This is a genomic window from Brevundimonas sp. (assembly GCF_032107865.1).
Taxonomy (GTDB): domain Bacteria; phylum Pseudomonadota; class Alphaproteobacteria; order Caulobacterales; family Caulobacteraceae; genus Brevundimonas.
Map to the genome: position 1 here is coordinate 1 of NZ_DAMCNG010000088.1, position 10,516 is coordinate 10,516.

The following is a 10,516-nucleotide window of genomic DNA, read 5'->3' on the forward strand; positions in this document are numbered from 1 at the left end:
GCGGCCGTGGTGCTGGGCCTGCTGACCGGCGGCGTCCTGTTCCGCGAGGAGATCGCCCGCGCCTTCCCGCCGGCGGCGGGGGTCTACAAGTGGCTGGGTCTGGGGGTGAACACCGTCGGCCTGGAGGTCGAGGCGCTGAGGGGCCGCACCACGCCGCACGATCCCGGACGCACGCTGGTCTCGGGCGCGTTGCGCAACATTCGCGACATTGAAGTCGTCCCGCCGCCGCTGGTCGTCGTGCTCAAGGACGCCAAGGGGGCGACGGTGACGCGGCGCGTCGTGCGTCTGGAGGGGCCGCCCATCCTGCCGGGCCAGGTTCAGGGCTTCGCCGTCGTCATCCCCGATCCGCAGGGTCGTGTAGCGAGATTGAGCGTCGACTATCTGCTCGAAGAAACGCCCAAGACGGTTGTTCAGGCGCGGTCGAAGGCTGCTCCAGCGACGCCGCGCGCCGGGGACAGCGCCGTGCGCGAGGACGGCGGCCTGCGCCGCTGAGCGTGTTCGCCTCTCGACTCCGCCCCTGTCCAGGCAGTATCGGCGGGGACATGGCTGACACCCAAGCAACCCCCGCCCCTACGGTTCTTCTGTCCCAGGCCGAGATCGAGGCCGTCGTGGCCGATCTGGCGCGCCGCATCGCTCCCCATGTCGACGATGAGACGGTGGCCGCCGTCCTGCTGACCGGCGGGCTGTGGTTCGCCGCCGACCTGACCCGCGCCCTGGCGCGCGAAGGCCGCAACGTGCGTTTCGACGCCCTGTGGCTGGCCTCCTACGGCGACGAACAGACCAGCCGGGGCCGGATCGAGGTCCGCGCCCCCTATCAGCGCTCGCTCGACGGGCGGAAGGTGCTGATTCTGGATGACGTGTTCGACACCGGCCTGTCGCTGGCCGAAGCGGTGCGGATCACGAAGGAGGCGGGCGCGGCCGAGGTGCTGACCTGCGTCTTCGCCCGCAAGCCCTGGCCCAAGCCCCGCGCGCCCGAGCCCGACTTCGTCGGCTGGGAGGCGCCGAACCGCTTCCTGGTCGGCTACGGCCTGGACCACGCAGGCGGGATGCGCGGCTTGCCCGACATCTGTGCGCTGGACTGAGGCTTAGAGCCAGTCGGCCATCGGTTCGCGGGCGAACATCGCGTCATAGGTCGGGCGCGGGCGGATGACGGCGTAGCGGTCGCCGTCGATCAGGACTTCGGCGGCTAGGGGTCGGGTGTTGTATTCGCCGCTCATGACCGCGCCATAGGCTCCGGCGCTCATGAAGACGACCAGGTCGCCCGCCTTCAGCGGCGGCAGGTCGCGATCGCGGGCGAAGGTGTCGCCGGTCTCGCAGACCGGGCCGACGACATCGTGGGGCAGCGCCTCACCCTCCACAGGTCGGACCGGCTTCAGGTCGTGGAAGGCGTCGTAGAGAGCCGGACGCATCAGGTCGTTCATCGCCGCGTCCAGCACCAGGAAGCGACGGCCGTCCGTTCGTTCATTGACCTGGATGACCCGGCTGAGCAGCACGCCGGCGTTGGCGGCCATCAGGCGGCCCGGTTCGAAGGCGGCCTCGACGTTCAGACCGTCCAGCACACGCGCGGCCATGGCTGCATAGTCGGCCGGAGAAGGCGTCGCCGTCTCGCCGTAGTAGGGCACGCCCAGGCCGCCGCCGAGGTCGAGGCGGGTGACGCTGTGCCCCTGGGCGCGCAGATCTTCCGTCATCTGGCGCAGCACGCGGAAGGCGGCCTCAAGCGGGCTGAGGTCGGTGATCTGGCTGCCGATGTGGCAGGCCAGGCCCACAGGCGTGACATGGGGCGAAGCGGAGGCGCGGGCGTAGAGGGCCATCGCCTCTTCCACCGGCACGCCGAACTTGTCGCCCGCGCCGCCGGTGGTGATCTTGGCATGGCCGCCGGCGCCGATCTTCGGATTGACGCGGATGGCGATGGCGGGGGCGGCGTTTTTTGCGGTCGCAACTGCGATCAACCGGTCCAGTTCGGCCGAGGACTCCACATTGATCTGACGCACGCCGACGTCGATGGCGAAGGCCAGTTCGGCGTCGGTCTTGCCCACGCCGGAGAAGATAATGCGCTCGCCCGGAACGCCCGCCGCCAGGGCGCGGCGGATTTCGCCCTCTGACACGGTGTCGGCGCCGCAGCCGAGTTTCGCCAGGGTCGCCAGCACCGACAGGTTGGAGTTGGCCTTGACCGCGAAGGCGATCAGGGCGTCGCCCAGCGCAACCTTATGCGCGTCGCACGCCTCGCGCAGCAGGCCGTAGTGACGGCGCAGCGTGGCCGAGGAATAGACGTAGGTCGGGGTGCCGACTGTCTCCGCCAGCGCCTCCAGCGAGACGCCCTCGGCGTGCAGGACGCCGTCCTTGAGATCGAAATGGTGCACCGGCGGGGAGTCCAGTCAGAAGGTCGGAGCGAAGGCTCAGTTCACCTGCGGCGGCTTGCCGAACGGGTCGGACGTGCCGTTGTCGATGGGCATCTGGCGCGGCGGCAGGTTCTGCATCGCCGGCTCGGGCAGGTGCTCGGCCGAACGGTCGCGGATGGCGCGCTCGGTCTGCTTCTTCGGCGTCGCGCCTTGCGGCGGCTCCAGATCGGCCATGCGGCCGCAACCGGCCAGAAGAAGGGCGGCGGCGCCCGCCAGGATCAGGGTCTTCTTCACAGGCGGCTTCTCCAGTCGGCGATGCGCGCGCGGACCTGTTCCGGCGCCGTGCCGCCGAAGCTCTGGCGGCTGGCGCAGGAGGCTTCGGGCGTCAGCACTTCATACACCCCTTCGGTGATCCGGCCATCCAGAGCCTGCAATTCCGTCAGCGGCAATTCGCCCAGACCCAGGCCCAGCGCCTCGGCCCGCTTCACGGCGGCGCCGGTGACGTGGTGCGCCTGGCGGAACGGCAGGTTCAGCTCGCGCACCAGCCAGTCGGCCAGATCGGTGGCGGTCGAGAAGCCCGCGCCGGCGGCGGCGGCCATCTTCGCGGTGTTGGGGCGGATCACGGCGACCATGGCGGTCATGGCCGTCAGCGCCAGATTGAGCGCGTCAAAGGCCTCGAACACCGGCGGCTTGTCCTCCTGCATGTCCTTGGAATAGGCCAGCGGCAGGCCCTTCATCACCGTGGTCAGGGCGATTAGGGCGCCGTTGATGCGGCCCGTCTTGGCGCGGACCAGCTCGGCGGCGTCGGGGTTGCGCTTCTGCGGCATGATGGACGAGCCGGTGGTCAGGTCGTCGGGCAGGGTCGCAAAGCCGAACATCGGCGTCATCCACACCACAATCTCTTCGGCCAGGCGCGACAGGTGGCCCGCCGCGATCGAGGCGGCGGCTAGGCTTTCCAGTGCGAAGTCGCGGTCCGACACGGCGTCCAGCGAGTTGGCCATCGGACGGTCGAAACCGAGCGCGGCCGCTGTCATGTGACGGTCGATGGGGAAGGGCGAACCGGCCAGCGCCGCGGCGCCCAGCGGGTTCTCGTTCATGCGCACGCGGGCGTCATGGAAGCGGCCGGCGTCGCGGCCGAACATCTCGACATAGGCCATCAGGTGGTGGCCGAACGTCACCGGCTGGGCCGTCTGCAGATGGGTGAATCCCGGCATCAGGTCGCCTGCGTGCTGTTCCGCCCGGTCCAGCAGCGTGCGTTGCAGATCTTTCAGTTGCGCCACGGTGCGGTCGCAAGCGTCGCGCACCCACAGGCGGAAGTCCGTCGCCACCTGATCGTTACGGCTGCGCGCCGTGTGCAGACGCCCCGAAGGTTCGCCGATCAGCTCCGACAGGCGCGCCTCGACGTTCATGTGAATGTCTTCATAGGCGTCGCGGAAGGGGAAGGAACCGTCGCGGATCTCGCCCTCGATGACGTCCAGCCCGCCCAGGATGGCTTCGGCGTCGGTCGGCTGGATGATGCCTTGCTGGGCCAGCATGCGACAATGGGCCCGCGAGCCGGCCAGATCCTGCGCCCACAGGCGTTTGTCGACGCCGATGGAGACGTTGATGGCTTGCATGATGTCGGCGGGCTTGGCGCTGAAGCGCCCACCCCATAGAGACTGCCCCTGAGCGGGGACATCTTGCTGTGGTTTGGAAGGCGTATCGGACATGAGCGGCTCTGGGCGGACTTGGGCGGGCGTGGCGACGTTCGCCCTGGTTGGCGTAATCGGCGTGGGCGCGGCGCTGCTATACGTCAATCAGAAGGGCGGAGGCAAAGAGTCCGCACCGGCTGCGGTCGAGACCGTCGACCCGCAGTTGGCGGTCTTCGCCAAGGGATCGCTGGCGGCGCTTCAGACGCCCGCCTCTCAGGACGCTTTTCAGACGGTGTCCGGCTATGTGTTCAAGGACGCCGAGGGCGGCGACGTCCGCCTGGCCGACTTCGTGGGCAAGGTGACGGTGGTGAACCTGTGGGCCACCTGGTGCGCGCCGTGCAAGATCGAGATGCCGACCCTGGCGGCCCTGGCCGACCACTACAAGGCGCGCGAGGACTTCGCCGTCGTCACCGTCAGCATGGATGTCGAGAAGACGGCGGGCGAGGCGCGGGCCTTCATCGCCGAGAACGCGCCGCTGGAATTCTACATCGACCCGAAGTTCCAGCTGGCCTTCGAGTTTCCGGGCAAGGGCGCCATGCCCCAGACCATTCTGCTGGACCGCCAAGGCCGGGTCCGCGCTGTTCTGACTGGCGAGGCTGACTGGGCCGGCGCCGAGGCCAAGGCCCTGGTCGACCACCTGCTGGCGGAGAAATAGAGCGCAGACTTTCTCCCTCCCCGGGACGGGGAGGGAGAGGCGCGAGGTCAGTTCTTGGCCGGGACGCGGGTGTCCGTGGCCGGATCGACGGCGCCGGGGCGGCCCTCGGCGGCGGCTTCAGCCTGTTTGTCTTCCAACTTGTCGGCGACCTTGCCTGCGCCTTCCTCGACCGCCTGGGCGGCCTTCATGGCGCCGGACTCGACGACTTCGCCCGTCTGGGCGGCGACGTCGGCGGCCTTGTCGCCGGCGGCTTCGGCGTTGGCCTCGGCCTTGTTCTGTTCAGCCTGGGTGCAGGCGGCGGCGCCGAGCGCCAGAACCGAGGCGGCGGCGATGGTCAGGGTACGAATACGCATGGGTGAAAGCCCCTCTGAGATTTGAACCTTGGCGTTAACGCCCCTGGCCCGCCGCGGGTTGCGAACCGCCTCAGTCCAGATCGATCGGAAGCGTCTGGCTGGCCAGCAGCCGCTCCGTCGTCTTCCAGTGATCCGGCCCCTGTCGTTCGACCCAAGCCTGCACCATGTCGCGGCCCAGGCCGTAGTTGATGACATAGGAGCGGTAGGTCTCGATGAAGCTCAGCCGCTGCGCCGCCCGGTCGCGCGCCACGAGGTTATATTTCTGCAACTGGTCCAGCGCCGTCTCCCGGTCGATCCGCCCGGCCAGATAGTCGTCGGCCACCGTATATTCCGCCCGCGCCAGTTCGCGCGTCAGGGCCAAAAGCTGCGTCTGGGCCTCGGCTGTCGCCGGGTCCAGTCCCGCCAGCGGATACAGCACGCGCGCTTCGAAATCCGTCCGCTCATGGCCGGGGAAGGCCAGGTCGATGCCGTAGTTGGCGCTGCCCTCGGCGATGAAGGACATGGGGCTGAACAGCGGATAGACGCTCATCTCGACCCAGCCCTTGTCCTTGACGAAGGTCTGCTCCAGCAGGGCGTTGTAGACGTGGTGGCCGGGATAGCCTTCGTGGCAGCCCAGATCGACCGCCCGGTCGATGTAGATGGGCAGGTCGGTGTTGACCTGGATCAGGCTGAAGGCGTTCCCCTTGTACCAGTTGTAGCCGGACCAGGGCTTGTCGTTGACGAACTCCAGCGTGAAGGTCTCGTTGGCGGGCAGGGTGATGTGGCGCTCGGTGCGCGCCTTGCACTCGGCGATGGCGGCGCGCATCACCGTGTCCAGCCGGTCCTTGGGGATCACATAGCGGGCGCGGAAGGCGGCCACCCGTTCCGCCAGCGGCCCTTCGCCGGGAACCAGGGCGTCGATGCGCGCTAGCACCGGATCATAAGACGACAGCGGCCGCAGCTCGGGCCGCACCCCGAACAGCGCCTCAGCCTCGTCGGCGAAGCCCAGCTTCTCGCCCTGCAGCATCTTCAGCCGCGCCGAGGCCGCCGAGACGTGGGCCAGCAGATAGGCGCGGCGCTGGCGGCTCTGGGCGTCCAGTCCCCGCTCGGGCAGAGCCTCGAGGCGTCGGGTCAGGGCCGTCGCGCCTTCGGCCAACTGGGGCAGGGCGCGGGGATTGGCCTTGGCGGCCTCGGCCCACTCGGACGGACCGTAATAGGCGTCGACATAGCCCGGCTCGCGTTCGCCGATCTCCAGCGTCAGGGCGACATAGTCGCGGGCCACGGCGTCCAGACTGTCGCTGCCTGATCTCGACGATGCGGCGCAGGCGGCCAGCAGGACGGCGGCGCCCGCCAGGGCGGCGATGGTGGTGACACGCATGGGATGCTCCCTCTCTCCAACCGGCACGCTAGGCTGTCGCGTGCCATGCGCCAAGAAGGGACGTCGCGCCGAGATTCAGGGATTGAGACGATCCGGCCCATGCTGTAAGCACCGCCGTCCGGCCCTCGCGCCGCGCACGCACCCGTAGCTCAGCTGGATAGAGTGCTGCCCTCCGAAGGCAGAGGTCACAGGTTCGAATCCTGTCGGGTGCGCCACGTCTTCCCATGATGATCGTCGAATGTCTCAGGTGTGCGCCGGATCGCTGCGGCGTTCCCTCACCCATGAGGCGCTTTCCAATCGTTCGACCTCGGCGACAGAGTGCGCGACGGGTATGCTGGCTTGTGTCGCTAAGGGCGGCGGGCGACACTTCATCGTCGAACGAACGTCGCAGGTGGAAGGCGTGACCGAATCCGTAGCGTTGCTGACCGAGCGAGAGCGCCAGTGCCTCCGGCTGGTCCATGCGCACTTCAACTCGAAGCAGATCGCGCGGGAGCTGGGTATTCGTCCGGGCACGGTGGATCGACACTGCGAGAACGCGACCAGGAAGCTGCAGGTCGAGAATCGGATCGCGGCCGCGCTGGCCCTCGCGGCCCGCGAAGGCGTTGGGGCCGGTTCCCAATCGGGCTCGTTCCCAATACCGAGCGAGGGGCTGATCGCCTCGACTGAGGGGGCCGAAAGGACGCCCTATGTTGTCGAACAACGATCCCATCCCCACCCTGCGTTGGGGCGAAGCCGAAGCCCTCTTCATGAAGATGGCGACGAGCGCCGCCAAACGCCGGATGCTGCCTCATCTCATGGAGGGGGCCCGCAAGCAGGCGCCGTTCCTGACGCCGACCGGCGTGATGAAGGAACTGGCCTATATCGCAGCGGCCATGTTGGACGTGAACTTCGCGCCGACCCAGTCAGACTCGGGCGTCTGGGAAGCATCCTCGTCGTCTTCGGCGTCGCCGCCGCAGCCGCGTGGATCCTGACAGCCGCAGCCGGCGCCGAACAGTTCGCCTTCGTGCTGCAGAAGCTGCGGTACGGCTCCTGAAGGTTCGCCGGCTCCAACTCCGGAAGACACTGAACTGATGAAGAGAACCGAGCAGGCGATTCTGATCGCCTCGCGCATTCAACGCGCGCTTAAACGAGCCGAAGACGGCCAGGATCAATCGATCGAACGTCTCGGCGGCCTCGCCCAGGCTCTGACCCGCGGGCGAAAAGACGCGGGCCTGTCCGCCACGGTCGGCCAGCCGGCCTTTGACGCCCTGGCCAGGGCGATGGCGGCTCAGGTCGCCGCGCAGGCCGCGATGGTCGAACTGCACGAGGCCCTCGCCGATGTGAAGGAGACGACGCGCTTCCGCGGCGTGCAACTGGTCGGCCTGGACAAGCAGGACCAGCCGGTGCCCCGCAACGTCCGTCTCTCGCTTATTGAACGGGTGGGCTGAATCGCTCGAGGGTGGCATGGTTCGTGATGTCACCCATCTTTCTGTTCACCATCATCCTGCTGATCGTTGCGACGGGACTGGCGATTATTCGCGGCGGGTCTTGGGAGCGCGCCGTGGCGTTCGCCATCATCGCCGGGGGCGTCATCTCCGCCGTCGCTCCGTTCGACCATCGCTCGCCGCCCTGGTTTGCGATTGGTGCGGACGCAGGCGTCTTCCTGCTTATCTTGTATGGCGTCGTCAGCAGCGGCCGTCGCTGGCTGGTCGCGGCGGCGGGGTTTCAATTCCTGGTGCTGGCCACCCACTACGCCTTCGTCTCCAATCTGCGGTTGGAGCAGTGGGCCTATATTTCTGCCTATTACGTCTGGAGCATCGGCGTGATCGGATCCCTCATCTTCGGCAGTCTCGCCAGAAGACGTAACGGTCCGCCTTTCCAAGCTGACGCGCGCCCGGACGCAGGCTGAGCCTTCTCGGTCGTCCTACACGTTCATCACGCGCCTACACTCTCCTTTAAGTTGTAAATGTGACCATCCTCGCGTCATGAGGTGCGATGATGCGAAGCAAGGCGCGTATCCAGGGCAGAAGGCGCGACGGCGTGGCGGCGGTGGAGTTCGCCATAGTCGGGCCGGTGTTCATCCTGCTGCTGGTCGGGATGATCGTCTACGGCGCCTGGTTCTGGATGGCCCATTCCGTCCAGGCGGTCGTGTCCGAGGGCGCGCGAGCGGCGATCGCCGGGCTGGACGCGGCCGAGCGGGAGCGTCTGGCGCGTGAGGTGGTCGCGTCGCACCTGAAGGATATGGGCCTCGAAGCCGGCGACGCCGTTGTCGAGGTGCGCGCCGAGCCAGGACGGTTTCGGGTGGAGGTCGCCTACAATGCGGGCGGCCATCCGTTGATGGCCCTGGCGCCCCTGACCGTGCCGCCGCCCCGCATTATCCGCCGCGCCGCTGTGATCCGCATCGAGGAGAGCTGAGATGCGTGGACTTCGACGTCTGGGCGATGACCGGGGCGGGGTGGCCGTCATGGCCGCCGTGTTCGGCGCCCTGATCTGCGTTTCAGCGGCGCTCGCCGTCGACGTGGGCTCCATGATGCTGAAGGGGCGTGAGGTGCAGGGCGCAGCGGACCTGTCGGCCCTGGCCGCCGCCCAGACCCTGTCGCAGCCCCTGGCCCAGACCGAAGCTGCGGCGACAGCCATCGCTCACGCCAATCTGGCGGATCTGACGGCGGTGCAGGTTCAGGTGGGGGGGTATGTTCCGGACCGTCGCTTGAAGCCGGCGGAACGCTTTACGCCCGGCGGAGCCCAGCCCAACGCCGCCCGCGTGGTCCTGAGCGCGCCGGCGTCGCTCTATTTCGGCCGCTGGATCATGGGGCGTGACAGCGTGGCGGTGTCCAAGTCGGCGACGGCGGCCCTGCCGGGCGGCCAGCCCAGCGCTATCTTCTCCATCGGCTCGCGGCTGGCGGGGCTGGATGGAGGGTTGGCCAACGCCCTCCTGTCCGGCCTGTTGGGAAGCCATGTGTCGCTGACGGTCATGGACTATCGCGCCCTGGCCGACGCGCGGGTCAACCTGCTGCAATTCTCGGACGCTCTGGCGGCGGAGTTGGGTGTTGCGGCAGGCGACTATGACGCCCTGTTGGCGCATGAGGCCCAGACCGGCCAGGTGCTGAAGGCGTTGGAGGCTGTGGCGGGCTCCGGCGCGCAGAGCGTTCTGGGCAAGCTGACCCGCCTGCCGGCGGACGCTGTGGTCAAGCTGGATGAGCTGATCGGTGTCGAGGCGGATGCACGCGAGGGCTTGAGGCGAGGCCTGGACGCCGAGGTCTCGGCGATGGACCTGTTGATGGCGACGCTGCAGACGGCCAATCAGGAGCGCCAGCTGGCGCTGGACGTAGGCGCTCGCACGGGGCTGGCGGATTTTGATGTCATGCTGGCCATCGGCGAACGGCCCAATCGCGCGCCCTGGTTGACCGTGACCAGCCATGGCGAGCCCATCATCCGCACGGTGCAGACGCGCCTCTATCTGAAGGCGACGGCCCTGGACAAGTTACCGCTGGTCGGCCTGCTGGCCCAGGTCAAGATTCCGATCCTGATCGAGGCGGCCAGCGCCGAAGCGCGGTTAAAGGCGGTGCAGTGCGAGGGGACGCCGCGCGTTCTGATCGAGGCGCGGCCGGGCGTGGCGCGCGTGCGTCTGGGCGAGATCGACGAGAAGCGCCTGCGCGACTTCAAGTCCGAACTCAAGGTCAGTCCGGCCAAGCTGGTGTCGCTTCTGCTCATCACCATCGAGGGCAGCGCTGACATCCAGGTCGCGGACCTGTCGTGGAGCGAACTTAGCTTCACCGGCTCAGAGATCGGCGCGACGCAGCCCAAGAGCGTGCAGGCCAAGGGCTTTGTGAACGGTCTGCTGGTGACGCTGCTGCGGGATGCCAAGCTGACGGCCCTAGGCATACCGCTGCACCTGGTCACTCAACTGCTGGCGGCGATTCTGACGCCGCTCGGGCCGGTGCTGGACGGCGTGGTGCAGCCCCTGCTGGAGCTGCTCGGCGTCCGGTTAGGCGAGGCGGACGTCTGGGTGCATGACGTACGCTGTCCGAACCAGGGCGGAGTTCCGCAGTTGGTTGGCTGAGATTAGCGCTGGGGAGAGGGGGTCAGCCCTCGGCCGGACGCAGGCCCGTCGCCGCCTGCTGCACGGCGGCCGGGCGGCGCTG

The 10,516-nt window shown here is 68.2% G+C and carries 12 protein-coding genes, 1 tRNA gene and 2 pseudogenes; 10 read left to right on the forward strand and 5 right to left on the reverse strand.

Annotated features, from left to right (window positions below):
• Together RT567_RS08935 and RT567_RS08940 are read left to right on the forward strand one after the other, a co-directional pair.
• Nucleotides 1-492, forward strand: a pseudogene (locus tag RT567_RS08935) (DUF3426 domain-containing protein); the annotation flags it as partial.
• 50 nt (nucleotides 493-542) lie between these two features.
• Complete coding sequence (locus RT567_RS08940; RefSeq protein ID WP_313575892.1) at nucleotides 543-1,082, forward strand: phosphoribosyltransferase family protein; 540 nt, start codon at nucleotides 543-545, stop codon at nucleotides 1,080-1,082.
• Between the two features lie 3 nt (nucleotides 1,083-1,085).
• Here the strand turns inward: RT567_RS08940 and lysA are convergent, their stop codons facing one another.
• The 3 genes from lysA to argH are packed head-to-tail and all read right to left on the reverse strand — an operon-like array spanning nucleotide 1,086 to nucleotide 4,048.
• Nucleotides 1,086-2,360 carry a diaminopimelate decarboxylase gene (gene lysA / locus RT567_RS08945; protein ID WP_313575894.1) on the reverse strand — a complete coding sequence of 425 codons (1,275 nt, stop codon included), beginning with the start codon at nucleotides 2,358-2,360 and terminating at the stop codon, nucleotides 1,086-1,088.
• Between the two features lie 36 nt (nucleotides 2,361-2,396).
• Nucleotides 2,397-2,633 carry an LPS translocon maturation chaperone LptM gene (lptM, locus tag RT567_RS08950; protein ID WP_313575896.1) on the reverse strand — a complete coding sequence of 79 codons (237 nt, stop codon included), beginning with the start codon at nucleotides 2,631-2,633 and terminating at the stop codon, nucleotides 2,397-2,399.
• Complete coding sequence (argH, locus tag RT567_RS08955; protein ID WP_313575898.1) at nucleotides 2,630-4,048, reverse strand: argininosuccinate lyase; 1,419 nt, start codon at nucleotides 4,046-4,048, stop codon at nucleotides 2,630-2,632. Before argH ends, lptM begins: the two co-directional genes overlap by 4 nt.
• On the opposite strand from argH, the gene RT567_RS08960 reads away from it, so the two are divergent.
• Complete coding sequence (locus RT567_RS08960) at nucleotides 4,047-4,685, forward strand: TlpA disulfide reductase family protein (protein ID WP_313575900.1); 639 nt, start codon at nucleotides 4,047-4,049, stop codon at nucleotides 4,683-4,685. The two genes, argH and RT567_RS08960, sit on opposite strands and share 2 nt — an antisense overlap.
• Before the next feature lie 47 nt (nucleotides 4,686-4,732).
• On the opposite strand, the gene RT567_RS08965 is transcribed toward RT567_RS08960, so the two are convergent.
• Complete coding sequence (locus RT567_RS08965; RefSeq protein WP_313575902.1) at nucleotides 4,733-5,038, reverse strand: hypothetical protein; 306 nt, start codon at nucleotides 5,036-5,038, stop codon at nucleotides 4,733-4,735.
• A gap of 70 nt (nucleotides 5,039-5,108) precedes the next feature.
• Entirely contained in the window at nucleotides 5,109-6,395 is a 1,287-nt protein-coding gene (locus RT567_RS08970) for a hypothetical protein (RefSeq protein WP_313575904.1), read from the reverse strand.
• A gap of 138 nt (nucleotides 6,396-6,533) precedes the next feature.
• On the opposite strand from RT567_RS08970, the gene RT567_RS08975 reads away from it, so the two are divergent.
• From RT567_RS08975 to RT567_RS09005, 7 genes and pseudogenes are all read left to right on the forward strand, one after another.
• Nucleotides 6,534-6,610 (forward strand) — tRNA-Arg (locus RT567_RS08975).
• A 116-nt stretch (nucleotides 6,611-6,726) separates the two neighbouring features.
• Nucleotides 6,727-6,963 (forward strand): annotated as a pseudogene (locus RT567_RS08980) (response regulator transcription factor); the annotation flags it as partial.
• 118 nt (nucleotides 6,964-7,081) lie between these two features.
• Nucleotides 7,082-7,366: a hypothetical protein gene (locus tag RT567_RS08985; protein ID WP_313575912.1), complete on the forward strand. Its 285-nt coding sequence runs from the start codon at nucleotides 7,082-7,084 to the stop codon at nucleotides 7,364-7,366.
• A gap of 99 nt (nucleotides 7,367-7,465) precedes the next feature.
• Entirely contained in the window at nucleotides 7,466-7,822 is a 357-nt protein-coding gene (locus RT567_RS08990; protein ID WP_087140527.1) for a hypothetical protein, read from the forward strand.
• A gap of 26 nt (nucleotides 7,823-7,848) precedes the next feature.
• The gene (locus RT567_RS08995; protein ID WP_313575906.1) at nucleotides 7,849-8,283 is read left to right on the forward strand and encodes a hypothetical protein; all 435 of its coding nucleotides are present in this window, start codon (nucleotides 7,849-7,851) and stop codon (nucleotides 8,281-8,283) included.
• A gap of 86 nt (nucleotides 8,284-8,369) precedes the next feature.
• Nucleotides 8,370-8,789, forward strand: a complete 420-nt coding sequence (locus RT567_RS09000) for a TadE/TadG family type IV pilus assembly protein (protein WP_313575908.1) — start codon at nucleotides 8,370-8,372, stop codon at nucleotides 8,787-8,789.
• Between the two features lies 1 nt (nucleotide 8,790).
• Nucleotides 8,791-10,434, forward strand: a complete 1,644-nt coding sequence (locus tag RT567_RS09005) for a TadG family pilus assembly protein (protein WP_313575910.1) — start codon at nucleotides 8,791-8,793, stop codon at nucleotides 10,432-10,434.
• The last annotated feature ends 82 nt before the right edge of the window (nucleotides 10,435-10,516 follow it).

Bases quoted from the DNA above. Each gene is read 5' to 3' on its own strand.
- RT567_RS08940 (WP_313575892.1), top strand. From the start codon at position 543: ATGGCTGACACCCAAGCAACCCCCGCCCCTACGGTTCTTCTGTCCCAG.
- RT567_RS08960 (WP_313575900.1), top strand. From the start codon at position 4,047: ATGAGCGGCTCTGGGCGGACTTGGGCGGGCGTGGCGACGTTCGCCCTG.
- argH (WP_313575898.1), bottom strand. From the start codon at position 4,048: ATGTCCGATACGCCTTCCAAACCACAGCAAGATGTCCCCGCTCAGGGG.
- RT567_RS08965 (WP_313575902.1), bottom strand. From the start codon at position 5,038: ATGCGTATTCGTACCCTGACCATCGCCGCCGCCTCGGTTCTGGCGCTC.
- RT567_RS08970 (WP_313575904.1), bottom strand. From the start codon at position 6,395: ATGCGTGTCACCACCATCGCCGCCCTGGCGGGCGCCGCCGTCCTGCTG.
- RT567_RS08985 (WP_313575912.1), top strand. From the start codon at position 7,082: ATGTTGTCGAACAACGATCCCATCCCCACCCTGCGTTGGGGCGAAGCC.
- RT567_RS08990 (WP_087140527.1), top strand. From the start codon at position 7,466: ATGAAGAGAACCGAGCAGGCGATTCTGATCGCCTCGCGCATTCAACGC.
- RT567_RS08995 (WP_313575906.1), top strand. From the start codon at position 7,849: ATGTCACCCATCTTTCTGTTCACCATCATCCTGCTGATCGTTGCGACG.
- RT567_RS09000 (WP_313575908.1), top strand. From the start codon at position 8,370: ATGATGCGAAGCAAGGCGCGTATCCAGGGCAGAAGGCGCGACGGCGTG.
- RT567_RS09005 (WP_313575910.1), top strand. From the start codon at position 8,791: ATGCGTGGACTTCGACGTCTGGGCGATGACCGGGGCGGGGTGGCCGTC.